This is a genomic window from Fibrobacter sp. UWB7, from assembly GCF_900142945.1.
In the GTDB taxonomy this organism is placed as follows: domain Bacteria; phylum Fibrobacterota; class Fibrobacteria; order Fibrobacterales; family Fibrobacteraceae; genus Fibrobacter.
In genome coordinates this window covers 458,083-471,119 of sequence record NZ_FRCO01000001.1, presented here as the reverse complement: position 1 = coordinate 471,119, position 13,037 = coordinate 458,083, and the positions used below count along the sequence as shown (strand labels likewise).

13 protein-coding genes are annotated in these 13,037 nt (G+C 47.8%); 5 read left to right on the top strand and 8 right to left on the bottom strand.

The window, feature by feature from the left end; translation table 11 throughout:
* Positions 1-107 precede the first annotated feature (107 nt).
* From BUC30_RS01970 to BUC30_RS01960, 3 genes are all read left to right on the top strand, one after another.
* A complete protein-coding gene (locus tag BUC30_RS01970; RefSeq protein ID WP_073423286.1) occupies positions 108-1,043 on the top strand; it encodes a UDP-glucuronic acid decarboxylase family protein in 936 nt (311 codons plus the stop codon).
* 110 nt (positions 1,044-1,153) lie between these two features.
* Positions 1,154-2,662 (top strand): DUF3943 domain-containing protein, encoded by a 1,509-nt coding sequence (locus tag BUC30_RS01965; RefSeq protein ID WP_073423285.1) that lies wholly within the window; start codon positions 1,154-1,156, stop codon positions 2,660-2,662.
* 159 nt (positions 2,663-2,821) lie between these two features.
* Positions 2,822-3,667 (top strand): helix-turn-helix domain-containing protein, encoded by an 846-nt coding sequence (locus BUC30_RS01960; protein ID WP_244536441.1) that lies wholly within the window; start codon positions 2,822-2,824, stop codon positions 3,665-3,667.
* Here BUC30_RS01960 and BUC30_RS01955 read toward each other — a convergent pair.
* Genes BUC30_RS01955 through BUC30_RS01940 form a run of 4 tightly spaced genes read right to left on the bottom strand, consistent with a single transcriptional unit; the run spans position 3,664 to position 7,517 of the window.
* Entirely contained in the window at positions 3,664-4,350 is a 687-nt protein-coding gene (locus BUC30_RS01955) for a hypothetical protein (RefSeq protein WP_073423283.1), read from the bottom strand. The genes BUC30_RS01960 and BUC30_RS01955 overlap by 4 nt on opposite strands.
* 15 nt (positions 4,351-4,365) lie before the next feature.
* Positions 4,366-5,166: a TPM domain-containing protein gene (locus tag BUC30_RS01950; RefSeq protein WP_073423282.1), complete on the bottom strand. Its 801-nt coding sequence runs from the start codon at positions 5,164-5,166 to the stop codon at positions 4,366-4,368.
* A 60-nt stretch (positions 5,167-5,226) separates the two neighbouring features.
* The gene (locus tag BUC30_RS01945) at positions 5,227-6,444 is read right to left on the bottom strand and encodes a hypothetical protein (protein WP_073423281.1); all 1,218 of its coding nucleotides are present in this window, start codon (positions 6,442-6,444) and stop codon (positions 5,227-5,229) included.
* 2 nt (positions 6,445-6,446) lie between these two features.
* Positions 6,447-7,517 carry a hypothetical protein gene (locus BUC30_RS01940; RefSeq protein WP_073423280.1) on the bottom strand — a complete coding sequence of 357 codons (1,071 nt, stop codon included), beginning with the start codon at positions 7,515-7,517 and terminating at the stop codon, positions 6,447-6,449.
* A gap of 211 nt (positions 7,518-7,728) precedes the next feature.
* Between BUC30_RS01940 and BUC30_RS01935 the strand changes: the two genes are divergently transcribed.
* Positions 7,729-8,367, top strand: coding sequence for an alpha/beta fold hydrolase (locus BUC30_RS01935; protein ID WP_073423279.1), 639 nt, complete (start codon positions 7,729-7,731; stop codon positions 8,365-8,367).
* A 59-nt stretch (positions 8,368-8,426) separates the two neighbouring features.
* On the opposite strand, the gene lnt is transcribed toward BUC30_RS01935, so the two are convergent.
* The 3 genes from lnt to BUC30_RS01920 form a co-directional block, all read right to left on the bottom strand.
* Positions 8,427-10,358, bottom strand: coding sequence for an apolipoprotein N-acyltransferase (gene lnt, locus BUC30_RS01930; RefSeq protein ID WP_244536440.1), 1,932 nt, complete (start codon positions 10,356-10,358; stop codon positions 8,427-8,429).
* Between the two features lie 20 nt (positions 10,359-10,378).
* A complete protein-coding gene (gene rsmI, locus BUC30_RS01925; protein ID WP_073423278.1) occupies positions 10,379-11,065 on the bottom strand; it encodes a 16S rRNA (cytidine(1402)-2'-O)-methyltransferase in 687 nt (228 codons plus the stop codon).
* Positions 11,066-11,236: 171 nt separating this feature from the next.
* A complete protein-coding gene (locus BUC30_RS01920; protein ID WP_244536439.1) occupies positions 11,237-11,737 on the bottom strand; it encodes a hypothetical protein in 501 nt (166 codons plus the stop codon).
* Positions 11,738-11,855: 118 nt separating this feature from the next.
* On the opposite strand from BUC30_RS01920, the gene BUC30_RS01915 reads away from it, so the two are divergent.
* Entirely contained in the window at positions 11,856-12,575 is a 720-nt protein-coding gene (locus BUC30_RS01915) for a UDP-2,3-diacylglucosamine diphosphatase (RefSeq protein WP_073423902.1), read from the top strand.
* 20 nt (positions 12,576-12,595) lie between these two features.
* On the opposite strand, the gene BUC30_RS01910 is transcribed toward BUC30_RS01915, so the two are convergent.
* Positions 12,596-13,027, bottom strand: coding sequence for a hypothetical protein (locus BUC30_RS01910; RefSeq protein ID WP_073423276.1), 432 nt, complete (start codon positions 13,025-13,027; stop codon positions 12,596-12,598).
* Positions 13,028-13,037: the final 10 nt, after the last annotated feature.

Sequence of the window (13,037 nt, the reverse complement as noted above, 5' to 3'; positions counted from 1 at the left end):
CGAATTTGTCATGGCGGGATTGCCCCGCCATCTAGCTGTCATGCCCGCCTTGAGCGGGCATCTCCTTTACTATATTTTTTACATCTAGACGCTTTATGGGAGTTTTTATGCGTTGTTTAGTTACTGGTGGTGCTGGATTCTTAGGAAGTCACCTTTGCGAAAGACTTTTGAATGACGGTCACGAAGTCATTTGCCTGGATAATTACTTCACAGGCCGTATGGCTAACGTTGCCCACCTGCGCGACAACCGCAATTTTGAACTCATCCGTCACGATGTGACCGAGCCAATCCTTTTGGAAGTGGACCGCATTTTCAACTTGGCATGCCCGGCAAGCCCGATCCATTACCAGTTCAACCCGGTAAAGACCATCAAGACAAGCGTCATGGGCGCAATCAACATGCTCGGTCTCGCAAAGCGCGTGAAAGCCCGCATCTTGCAGGCTTCTACAAGTGAAGTTTACGGTGACCCGGCTGTACACCCGCAGACCGAAGACTACTGGGGAAACGTGAATCCCATCGGCATCCGCAGCTGCTATGACGAAGGCAAGCGCGTCGCCGAAACGCTCTTTATGGATTACCACCGCCAGAACAAGGTCGACATCCGCATCGTTCGCATTTTCAATACGTACGGTCCGCGCATGCTCCCGAACGACGGTCGCGTGGTTTCGAACTTCATTGTCCAAGCGCTCAATGGCGAAGACATTACCATTTACGGTGATGGTAGCCAGACGCGTAGCTTCTGCTACGTGGACGACCTCATCGAAGGCTTTGTCCGCATGATGAATCAGGACAAGATTATCGGACCGGTGAACATCGGTAATCCAGGCGAATTTACGATGCTCGAACTTGCGAAGGAAGTGCTTGAGCTTACGGGTTCCAAGAGCAAGATTGTCTACAAGCCGCTCCCGGGGGACGATCCGAAGATGCGCCGTCCGGACATTTCGCTTGCTAAGAGTGCCCTCAAGTGGGAACCGACCATTCCGCTTCGCCAGGGCCTCGAAAAGACAATCGTCTACTTCGATAATTTGCTCAAGTCGAAGTAACCATTTATCTTAAATATTTGTCGTTCATTCTCTACTTTAGGGGAGTCGTCGAGACTCCTCTTTAAATTTTTTGACAAAGTTTTAGCTTTTGCGAAAAAAGAGGGAGTGATATGTTTCGCAAACTGTTGTCATCGCTATTGTTTTTGTCTGTAACCGCATTGAGCATGGATATCTCGCAGGGCGTGATTCCTTTGTTTTCTGTCCCGTCTCAAACGCTTCCCGAAGATTCCATTAACGTCATGTATTCGATAACGAACACGACGTTCGAAGACACGCTAGAAATCGATGCGTTGGACAAGCCTAATGAAGTTTCCCCGTTTATCGTCTTGGGCGAGGTATTTGGTTTTAACGGCTTTATTTGGGCATGGGACCGCTATGTGCTAGATAAAAATTATGCACGCACAGGACCGAGCTATTGGAAACGCAATTTTAAAGAAGGGTGGGAATGGGACCACAACCATTGGGCGATTAACTTTTACGGACATCCTTACCAAGGGGCAACTTATTACAACTTTGCACGTGGCGCAGGCTACGGATTTTATGGAAGTTTGTTGTTTACGGCGCTAGGAAGCTACACATGGGAAATGTTTGCTGAAACGGAATACCCGTCCATTAATGACTTGCTTGCTACATCAATTGGTGGTGCCGTGTATGGTGAAGTTCTTTACAGGCTTTCGCGAAAATTCTACGGCGTTGATGAATCTTCTTGGTACAAGCAAGTTGCCGCATTTGGCTTTGCTCACTCGGCTTACTTACAAAGAAAAGTTTTTGGCAATCGAGATGGTATTACGGGGAATACGCCGGTGGACATGTCCATTTTTTTAGGAACAGGTTCGCACTTTGGTAACATCTACCGCTATGGTGGCCGCAACGAAGATGACTTGGACCAACGCTGGGATGATAAGCATATCATGTACGGCGCGGAGATTGAATACGGCAAGCCGTTCCGGAAAGTCAAGCGTCCGTTCGATTATTTTAATTTGTACACTCGAGGTGAAGTTGGTCCAGACGGAACGCTTTTCCAGCTTGACGTGACGGGCAAACTCACGAATGCAGGTGTTCATGGCCGTGGTCACTGGGTCGACTTTGCGACATATCTCGATTACAGCACGTTCTACGGCGACTTCGCGACGGTTGGGACGATTTCTCTTGGAACAGGTATCGATTTTTCGCTTTGGCTTTTGCCGTCATTGAGATTCCGCATGTATCACCAGATTTATTTCATATTGCTTGGTACAACGGACATGGGCTATGATGACCTGATCCGGGCGGTGCATCCAGAATATGAGTCGGATATGGACAATTACCAGTACAACATGGGTGCGAAATATGTGTTGGGCTTGGAACTTTTGGTTGGAAACCGTTTCCGTGTAAAGACGAAAACCGTGGTTGATGCTCTGCATACCATTCCGGGCTCGCTACCGCACTATGGTGCTGACGGCTGGGACATGTTGTTGAAGAACTATATTACGATGGAATACGATTTGACGGATAAGATTTCTATTGGTGGGCGCCTGGATACTTATGCCAAGGTCGCCGCTTACTCCTCCGAATTTTTTGAACCGATGAGCCGAGGCGTCTTCGCGTACACCCTGTACTTCAGCTATAAACTGTTTTAATGGAGTTATTAGTCCTTAGTTACTAGTTATTAGAAATGTCATCCTCGACCGTTAGGGAGGGGATCCATTGACATTCATTCTACTTTTTGCTATGATGTTTATATAATGAATGACCTTCCTTTTCATAGAAATGCGAATATCCGCACTGCGGATTTTTCGATGTTGAATTTTCTGCGTCAAGCAAACGTGTTGCCCGATAAGATTGCCATGTTTACCAGTCTTAAGGAATTCGGGCTTGAAAATTATGTAAAAGTTCAGGCGGCGGTGCTTCTCTTGGTGAAACGCGGCTCTGTGGATGTTGAACTCGATCTTAAGACTTATCACCTTGAAGCGGGAGCCTTGTTTGTCGTGTTCCCGGAACAGGTGTTACGGGCCAAGATGGCTTCTGCCGATTTTGACCCGGTGTGCATTGCTTGCTCCAAGAACATGATTGATGAACTGATCATTCGTTTTGACGATAATACGCGGCTTATTTTGCGCTATCGTGAAAATCCTTTACAGCAGCTGGATAAAGTTAAGTTTGATCAATTGAATGCAAGCTTTGAATTCTTGAAGAAAAAGTTTGAAACGACGGAAACGAACGCTTGCCGTTTGCAGGTTCTCAAGAATCATTTGATTGCGCTTTTGTATGAGTGCATTGGAATTGTAGACGAGCCTATTGCTACGGATGTGGTCAAAAGTCGTGGTCAGGTGCTATTCGCGCAGTTTATTGACCTCGTTGTCGAACATCATCGCGAACAGCATTCCGTGAAGTTTTACGCCGATGAACTTGGGATTACCCCGAAGTATCTCTCAGCCGTTGCCGAAGAGCAGACTGGCAAGAATGCCAAGCGCTGGATTGACGAACACATCGCTCTCGATGCAAAGGTGCTGTTGCGCTCGTCGTCCCGAGACATCCAGAAAGTCTCCAAGATTTTAAATTTCCCTGACGTCTCGTTCTTTGGAAAATTCTTCAAGCGCCTCGTCGGAGTCTCGCCCAAAGCCTACCGCAAAACGACGGATTAAACCTTCATCGCATCGACTTGATTGACGATTGTCATCACAGCTTCGATGTGCTTGTTGATGTTTGATATAATCACGTTTTTGTCATCGGTCATGTTTGGAATGCGCACGCCCGGAAACATCTCGTAAACTTGTTCGTGATTTTCGGGATATTTGCCTGTCGAAAGGTAATAGACTCCGTAAAGCAAGGGGAGGAGCGTTATTGTTGAACGCACATAAATCTCGTGCGGATTGCGGTATTCCTTGAGGTAAAGAAAAAATTGGCGTAAATGCACGAGCAACCCGCGTAGTTCGCGTTCACATTCCATACGCAGTTCTGCGAGGTTCGGGTAAAAGTCTGCAAGCGGCGCCTCGCCACAAATCGTTACATTTCGGCTCTTGATGTGCAAAAATTCCAGTGGGAACACGTCTTGTGAAGTCTTGATTTCGTAACGGGTAAACACATGGTTGAACTCGATGTTTTCACGCTTTGCTTTTGCTGTGAGCTTCTGCAACGGGAGCAAGTCCTCGACGGAATTGGACTTTAGAATAAAGCTGACGGTCCACGTGGATTCCAGCGAGGAGAATCCTTCCATAAGGCAATCGCCGTGAATGAATGCTGAAACGAGGTTGTCGCCGAGCGCTTCTTCAAAAAGCTTCGGCCATTCTGAATTCTGAAATTCTGCAACGCTTAAAATCTTTCTCATAATGGAACCTCTAAATTACCAGCTTCCGCCGGAGCCGCCTCCGCCAAAACTGCCGCCACCAAATCCACCGCCGAAACCGCCACCAAAGCCGCCTCCGCCAAATCCTCCAAAGCCTCCGCCAAAACCACCGCGGTGGTGGCCACGACTGCTGTTGCTGAGGGCGTTTCCAAGCAAGAACCAGAGGCAACCGTTTCCGCGTCCTCCGCCGTTCTTCGAAACAAGCAGGAACAGAATCACGAAAATAATGAGTGCGAGTCCGAATGGGCTGTTTTCTTCTTCTTGCGGGAGCTGGTCGGTATTGACTTCAAGCGTGATACCTTTTTCTTTGGCGACGACTTGCGCAATTTCCCAAGCGAGCGATATGACTCCTTGACCGTATTTTTCAACTCTAAATGCAGGGACAATTGTCTTTTGCTGGAGCCGTTCCACGAGTACGTCGGGCAAGTAACCTTCGGCGCCGTAACCGACTTCGACACTGCGCTTGTGCTGCTTCATCGCCGCAAAAATCAGGACACCTTCGTTCGATTTGCCGCCAACGCCCCAGCTTTCGGCAATGTTCAAAGCGTAATCTCTAAAGTCCGCAAAGCCGATATCATGGATGAGTGCTACCGCAAGCCCAAAGCCTGCCTTCTTGTAAAGCTCTTCAGAAAGTGTATTGATGAATAGCACTTCTTGCTTTGTGAGCAAACGGTCTTCATCGTACACGTAACTGTTCTGCGGGCGCTTTGGGAGCCCCGCCTTGTTTACTTTAAAACTTGCCGCAACAGGTATTGCGAGCAACAGAATGAACAGTATCGATAAAATTCTTTTTGACATAGAAAAAGCCGCTAACCAGCGGCTTTGTAAAGATACATTTTTAGTTTGGTGTCATACCGACTACTTTCCGCAAATCGGCATCAGCTGCTTCTGGAGCGGCGTGAAATCCGTCTTTCGGAGAGCGCTGACTGTTGCATCGACTTCGTTTCTGCCGACACCCTTTGCTGTTGTGAAGAAGTTGACTTTGTCGCCCTTGATGGAAATGGTAAAGTCAAAGGACGAAATGAATCCGAGTCTGCCTCTAAAGGTGTTTTCGATATCCACTTTGAGTTCTGGGGCATTAGAGTCTTCTTCTGTCGTCACAAAAATGGACTTCTTGGAAAGGGCGTTTTCCAGAGCGTTGCAGGCATTTGCAATCATTTCGCAATCAATCTTGACGTAGCAGCGAGACTGGCGCACGCGGTAAGGAACTTCGAGAGTGTTTCTTAAACCGGTCTTTTTCAGAAGTTCAAGCGGGAGGTTCGGTTCTACCACAATCACGTACGGACCTTTTTCAAAGTTCACGTTGCGGAGGTTGAATGTGGCGGTACCGTTCTTCTGTGTGCGGCGTTCGGAGAGTGTTTTGCTCTGGCGGGCAATGAGCGGGAAACTTGGCACTGGACCAATAGAGTCCTTGACGATTACGCTCCAAGTCGGCATTTCTGCACGGGTCAGTTCAAAATCCTGTTCAGAAGTCATTGTAATCGTAATGCTCGAAAGCCTTGCTTCGAGAAGCTTTTCGATTTCTGGGAGCCCATGTTGCAAGCGATGGCTGTCGTTGAGAGGGTAGATATCTGCGAGCTGGAGCAAGTAGAAATTGTATTCGTTGACCTTGTCTTCGGCTGTTTCCAAATCCGTCGCTGCATTGACATAAATGCGGGTGTCGATTGCCTTGCGTGCAGACTTTTCGAGTTGTGCAATTTCTTGCTGGAGAGTCTTTAAACGGAACTGGAGGCTTGCCGTATATTCGTCCATGTCGAGAGTTGCGATTGCCTTAAATCCCTTATCCACTTTTATAGGAGTTACCGTGACGCCTTTGAGGACAACGTTGCTCTTGACATTGCTCTTGGACCTGTATGTTTCGCCAAGGACGCTCTTTCCATCGTTGATGTCTTCGTACTTGGTAAGAGTCTGAGTGGCGTTAACCTGCGACTTGATTTGCTTTGCGACACCTGCCATGGCAGAATTGTTCGCGTCTTCCTGAGAAACTGTCGAGGTGGCGGTATAAGTGACGATTTTCCCTGCCAAAGCCGGGACTACCGCGAGACAAGCGCAAAGGATAAGGCTTTTAATATTCATTACTAGTTCAGCTCCATCAAAATCAGCTTACGAGTGATGTTGTTTTTCTTGGTTTCCGTAATAGGCTTCAGGATCTGTCTAATCTTGGTATAGACTTCCTGGGAATCCTTGTATTTTAAGGGATTGGCGTAGATGACGAAATCAAGTGTCTTGGCGGTCATCACGTTGACCTTTACGGAACTGAAATTGCTCTTGAGGCCTTTCATGATGGCATCGTGAAGGTCTTCGGTCTGGCTATCGGAGTATTCGCCTTTGATGTTGGCTACGACCTTGTACTGAGTGCCTTTGGCGAGGTCCATCTTCCAGTAGCCGAGAATTTTCTGTTCAAGTCCGGGCATTGCCTTGCGGACTGCGGCACCGATATTTGAATTGATGTTGATTTTAGACGTATGCCCGTTGTTGCGTACGACTGATGTTTGCGAGCCGAGGAGACGGGCGGTCGATGTCTCGTATGCAGATACTTCGACAGAAACTTCGTCGTTTGTGACTTCCGGAGAGTACTTGATATAGATATCTGCATCAAGAGCGATACTGGCGAGGTAAGACAAGTCATCTTCGGTGTTGGCGATGTCGCTTTGCATTTGGAGAATGCTGCTCAGTTCTGCCTGACCGTTAACGGACTTGACTTCGTAGTTCTTCTTGGTGAGGTAGCCGTTAATGGCTTCTGCTGTGGTGCGGGAGTAAGGGCTTTCGCTAGAGAGATCAGGAACACCGTCTTTCAGAGTCAGGTTGGGCGAGACCATAATTACCGGCGTACCGATATCCTGAATGGCGCTTGCGTTGGCATAAGTTTCCGTGGTAGCTTCAGAGACTGCCGCTGACTTGTTGCTTACTGCCTGTGACGGTGCACTGGCATTGAATGCAGTAGGTGCAGAGACTGTGGTTGATTTTGCGGTAGACGCCGTCGTGGAACCGAAACCGTCTAATTCATTGTAGGCGCTTTCTGCTCTTTGGCGTGTGGCTGCATTCTTCTGACGAGTGTTGGAATCGTTGCGTTTTACCGCATTGGGTGCGGAACAGGCCGTTTCCGCCAGAAGGAGTGCTAAGCAGAGAGAAGGAATCAAATGTCTCATAGTTCTAAAATCTCTTTAAAGGTTTCCTACATTTTGTATACGGATAATATACAATGTTTTGTCTTCAGAAGTAAACAAATAATACGAATTGTAAAATACTTTTTTTAGGAGTTGCTATCAAAGCGAAAATTGGATATATATACCTATAGAGCTACGTTTATTTGTAGTTTCGAGTGTGTTTAGTAGGCTCTTCACATAAGTGAGGTTGAATATGAGCGAAAAATGGATCTGGCTGCCTGATTGGGCCTCGAATCTCGGTATTTGGGAAGATGATCTGATGGACGTAGCTCCTTCAGCGAACCATAATTATGTGCAATATAGCCAGTTGGCTGAATTTTTGGAAAAGCCTGAGGATATTCCGGAGTTTAAGAAGGCGTCTACGGTTGTGGCATGGGGGCTCGGTGCTTTGTCGTTAATGTGTTCTACGGCGGGTCCGCAAAAGGGACAAAAGTGGATTTTACTTTCGCCATATGCTGATTTTTGCGATGAAATAGGCAACTGGACGGTGCCGAATCTGCATTTTATGGCGCACCAGCTCGAAACGACTACGGAGCCTGCGCTCAAGGCTTTTATGGAACTGTTCGAGGAAGATTTTGGCGATTGGCAGGACGACTGGTTCGATGAAGCCAAAAAGTATGATGCTCCGTCTTTAGCTAAAGGACTTATGTATTTGGCATCGCACAAGGTGGAATCTGTTATTCCGAACAGCGAGAATATCCAGGTTCTTTATGGGAGACTGGATGCGACAGTCCAGCCGGAATGGACGTTAAAACTCAAGGAATTCTTGCCTAATGCGGAATTCAAGGAACGTCCCAAAGCGGGCCACTGGCCCCCAATGCTGTTGCTTTGAGTAGTCGCACCAACGGTGCCAAGCTTTAAACTATTGACTGATGACCAACTACTAATAACTCATTTAAATTTTTTCTGAATTCTTGATAATGCAAACAGCGCGACAAGATAAATCGCAAAGAACCAGAGCAAAGCTTTTTCGACAAATTCGCCTACAGATGTATAGAAGGTGCTTCTCGTCTTGAGAGGCATTTTTCTTTGGATGACGCGCGTTTCAAAAATGTTGGTGTTCTGGTCGTAGTGCCCGTACTGGTCTATGAATGCTGAAACGCCGCTGTTTGCAAGGCGTGCGACTGGGTAACCGTAAGTCACGGCGAGATGGCGGACGATGTTCAGGTGCTGGAAGGGGGCTGTGCTCCGTCCAAACCAGCCGTCGTTGGTGATGTTTACCATCAGGCGGGAACCTGCTTGAATCGCTTCTCGGATAAGGTCTCCGAAGATGGCGTCGTAGCAGATGTAGGGCGTCCAGTTGTAAGGTCCGTAAACAGGCGTTTCTTTTCCGGGGACAAAGTCGCCTTCCCCGAGATCCACGTAGTTTAAGATGGGGAATATATCATCAAAGGGGATGCGTTCGCTAAAGGGCACGAGATGCTTTTTGATATAGCGTTTCGGGAAATAGGGATCGTTAGGTGTAAAGAGGAATGACGCGTTGTATATATCGAATCGGCGAGGGTTGTTGATGTCGGCTGAAACGCGCTTGTAGTCTAGCGCTCCGGTAAGGATGCTTGCATTCTTGCTGTCTGCCATCTCATGCAAGCGTCGGATAACTTGCGGCTGCCTGCGGAGGTGGTCCGGAATAGCGGTTTCGGCAAGGAGTATCAGGTTGGTTCCGCTGGGGGTGCTGTCCATTGCCATGCCGAACGTCTTGGTGATGATGGAATCAAAACGGGCTTTGCTCCACTTGGCACCTTGCGCAATGCTTGGCTGCACCATTGCAATGGATGGGTTTTCGGGGGCGTTTGCGTTGTAGTACGGGGCTGCTTCTTGTGCCGAAAGTACGCTACTTCCGTATGTCAGTAGCACCATGAAAATCGCGAACGGGATTGCAAATAGTGCGAGCTTTTTGCGACCCTTCTGCAAGAAGGCGTAAGCGACAATCTGGTTCGAGGCGACAATGAGAATTGTGTAGCCGAATACGCCGATGATGGAAAGTGCCTGGATCAGTTCGAGGTGGTTACCGAATGTGTAACCGAGGTGGTTCCATGGGAAGGCGAAGTCACCTGTTGTGCGCACCATTTCGATTCCCGCAAAGAAAAACGGGAAGAGGGCTAACAAGCAAGCCTTGCCCTTGATCTTTAAATTTTTTGCAGTAGAGTAAGCGAATGCGGCGAGGACGTTGAACAAGCTCAAGTAGGCGATGAGGAGGATAAGCCCAAGGAAGATAAGTCCCGAAGGCGCAGTTTCCACGTTCATCACATTGCGGATCCAATAGTAATTGACGGTGTTGTAGACCATGCTTGCCCAGAATGTCGCAAAGACTGCAGTCTCGCGATTGTACTTGTTGAGCATGATGAACCACGGAACAAGTAGCACGAGCATGGCGGGACCAAGCGGCAAAGGCGGGAAGGCGAATGCGACAAATCCCCAGGAAATCGTAGCGAGTGCAAGTGCGATGCGTGCCTCTTTTTGCTTAAAGAGCTTCACGTTCCAGCGTGCAAAAAGCGCGAACCAGTAAAGCATCATCGGGATAAATGTCGTTACAATCTGGTAAAGCCCCGCATGGCTGCGCGTGAGGTAATCCAAGGCTAGGAACGCAAAGACGATGATGCCGTACGTGTTCATGTACCGCGCAAAAGGACGGCGGACGTTCTTTATGAACAAGAACGGGAGGGCGGCAATGATTGGCAACAGCTGCGGAATCTGCGTGTAAAGCCCGGGCGTGTCCGGACGCAACAGGAACAACACAAATTCTATTGCAACAAGAACTGCAATGTAAATCTTGTAAGCCCGCGGAAGAGCTTTAAGCTTGTTTAGGAACTGGTCGATAATCATTAGTCGTTAGTCGGTAGAACTTAAAGACCGCTTTTGTCTTGGGGATTGAACACGAGTACGAATTCGCCTTTGGGCGGGTGCGATTTGAAGTGCGCAGAAATTTCCGTCGGCGTTCCGATGAGGTGTTCCTCGAACTTCTTGGTCAGTTCACGCATGAGTGCAATCTTGATATCGCCAAAGACAAGCTTGATTTCTTCGACGAACTTGTCGATGTTGTGCGGGCTGGCGTAGAAAATTTGAGTAGCTTCTTCGTCTTTCAACTTCTCGAGCAAGTGGATGCGCTGGGCGCTCTTCTTGGGAGAGAAATACTGGAACGTAAAGTGGTCGGTCGGCATGCCGCAAGAGACGAGTGCGGTAATCATCGCACATGGTCCTGGGATGGCGCGAACGTCAATGCCTTCGCGGACGCATTCGCGTACGAGATTGAATGCCGGGTCTGCAACGCCGGGCGTTCCTGCATCGCTTACGAGGGCGATGTCGCCGGTGTTCTTCAAAAAGTCGACGTACTTGGGCGTGACCTTTTCTTTGTTGAAGTCATGGTAGGCTTCCATGGGCGTCGTGATGCCGTAATTGTCAAAGAGAATTCTCGAATGGCGGGTGTCTTCGGCAAGGACGAGGGGAACTTCCTTAAGGATGCGCACAGCGCGGTAGGTGATGTCTTCCATGTTCCCGATGGGAGTCGCTACGATGTATAAAGTGTATGACATACTAGATTAAGACGAAAGAACGGGCTTTGCCCTATTGACTATAGACGAAAGATAGTAATTAGAATTTGTCAATGGTCGTTAGTCATTAGTTATTAGTTTTATAATTGCATATGGGCTTCATTTTTTAAACTAGAGATTTATAACCAAAGACCAATGACTAATAACTAAGTGCTAATAGTCGCTCACGCTGTTTAAATCGGTAAGTCTGTTTGCGTTGAGTTCAAACGCCAAGCGCTGTACGAGCTTGCGGTGCATTTCGTCGGAAGCCTTGTTCACGAGATCGGTGCGGAGACGCCCATATAAAATGGCGTTAACGTCTTGTTGCTCAATGAATTCCACGTGGCGTACGAGTGTCCCATTGCAAAAGACGCGTGCCGAAAGTTCATAAGTCCAGGATTCGTTGACGGGGAGGATGGGCCAAAGCGGAATGAGTACGCCAATATTCCAAGCGGAGTTTGGCTCGTTCTGTTTTACTGTCGCCTTGATTGTTGCTTCTCCGCGGCAGGAGTTTCTTGGAAAATCCGTTTCACTGGCAGCTTTTGTGTAGGCTCGTAGCAGGTCGTGGGATAGTTCTAGTGAATCGCCTCCATAAATAAATGGGATGTTCCCGAAAAAGCTGAATTTTTCGTCTGTTAGCGGGATCCCCTCTAGGTCGCCCTGTGTGAGTTTCATGGAGCAACCGGAAAAAATGGCTGCCAGAACAGTTGTGAAACACAAAATTTTGACGATGGAGCGCATGTCTCAAAGATATAAAAAAACGAAAGCTCTTGATTTTATTAAGATTGGAGCTATGGAATTACCTGCTTATTTTATAAGTGACGCACACTTGGGAATTGACCCTCCTGGAGCGGTCCCCGACAGGGAACAAAAACTAATCCAGTTGCTTTCCTCATGGAAAGGCAAGGCGAGCCATGTCGTTGTCATTGGCGACCTTTTTGAGTTTTGGTACGAGTATAGTTATTATGTTGCTTCTGCCCATTTGGATTTGTACCGTGCCTTCGCGGAACTTGTAGAATCTGGTGTCGAAGTCCACGTCTTGCAAGGGAATCACGACTTTGCGTATGGAGAATTTTTCCCGAAGCGTCTTGGCGTGGCTGTACATAAATCCCTGATCCTTGAAATTCAGGGCAAGCGTGTTTATTTGACCCATGGCGATGGAGTTCCGAAGTCTGATTACGGTTACCGCTTTATGCGAAAAGTCCTTGACTTGCCGTTAAACCGTTTCCTTTTCAAGCAAATCCACCCTGATTGGGGAATGGGGCTTGCGCGTTTTGTGGGGCGTAACAGCCGCAAATATGGTCAAACTAGGGTCATTAAGGTTGATGAATACCTGGAATGGGGAAACCGCATGTTGGAAAAGGAACACTGCGATTACTGTATCCATGGACATCATCATATTTCGGGAATCTGGAATATGCCCAATGGAATCGTTGCTTCTCCGGGCGAGTTTATAAAAAAGCCCACCATTCTCTCTATGGAAAATGGTGGGTTAAAGTTGATCTCTCTTTAAGCGGTTTTTGTAAGTAGAAGCTACTCTTTGATATCGCTTGCTCGACCTTCGGTGGATTTGACCATCTTTTTGCTCGAGTTTTCACCCCAGAGCTTTGCGACAAGGTCGATGCTTGCAAATTCTTGCCAGTATTCTTCTACCCAGCACCAGTGGTGGACTTCGCCTTTTTCGTCGGTTATCGTCCAGTCCTTATGTACCGAGAAGGTCATTTTCTTTGCCTGCGGGGTATAATAAGGATCGGAGGATGCTTCCGGTTCAATGGTGATCGTCCAAGTCCTGTCTGCAGTGCGCTTGTAAATAGCGAGATTGAACGCCACAAGCAGGACTAAGGTTATGATGCTCCACTTGAAGTTCTTCTTCGTCAGCAGATATATTAAAAGCAGAACTAATAATATAGTGAGCGCGGCGAAGTTGTAATGAGTCGGATAAAATACTTTGAATACTTCAATCATTTTATCTCCC

Coding starts and splice junctions, on each gene's coding strand:
- BUC30_RS01935 (WP_073423279.1), top strand. CDS start 7,729: ATGAGCGAAAAATGGATCTGGCTGCCTGATTGGGCCTCGAATCTCGGT.
- BUC30_RS01915 (WP_073423902.1), top strand. CDS start 11,856: ATGGAATTACCTGCTTATTTTATAAGTGACGCACACTTGGGAATTGAC.
- BUC30_RS01940 (WP_073423280.1), bottom strand. CDS start 7,517: ATGAGACATTTGATTCCTTCTCTCTGCTTAGCACTCCTTCTGGCGGAA.
- BUC30_RS01965 (WP_073423285.1), top strand. CDS start 1,154: ATGTTTCGCAAACTGTTGTCATCGCTATTGTTTTTGTCTGTAACCGCA.
- rsmI (WP_073423278.1), bottom strand. CDS start 11,065: ATGTCATACACTTTATACATCGTAGCGACTCCCATCGGGAACATGGAA.
- lnt (WP_244536440.1), bottom strand. CDS start 10,358: ATGATTATCGACCAGTTCCTAAACAAGCTTAAAGCTCTTCCGCGGGCT.
- BUC30_RS01910 (WP_073423276.1), bottom strand. CDS start 13,027: ATGATTGAAGTATTCAAAGTATTTTATCCGACTCATTACAACTTCGCC.
- BUC30_RS01955 (WP_073423283.1), bottom strand. CDS start 4,350: ATGAGAAAGATTTTAAGCGTTGCAGAATTTCAGAATTCAGAATGGCCG.
- BUC30_RS01950 (WP_073423282.1), bottom strand. CDS start 5,166: ATGTCAAAAAGAATTTTATCGATACTGTTCATTCTGTTGCTCGCAATA.
- BUC30_RS01945 (WP_073423281.1), bottom strand. CDS start 6,444: ATGAATATTAAAAGCCTTATCCTTTGCGCTTGTCTCGCGGTAGTCCCG.
- BUC30_RS01920 (WP_244536439.1), bottom strand. CDS start 11,737: ATGAAACTCACACAGGGCGACCTAGAGGGGATCCCGCTAACAGACGAA.
- BUC30_RS01970 (WP_073423286.1), top strand. CDS start 108: ATGCGTTGTTTAGTTACTGGTGGTGCTGGATTCTTAGGAAGTCACCTT.
- BUC30_RS01960 (WP_244536441.1), top strand. CDS start 2,822: ATGTTGAATTTTCTGCGTCAAGCAAACGTGTTGCCCGATAAGATTGCC.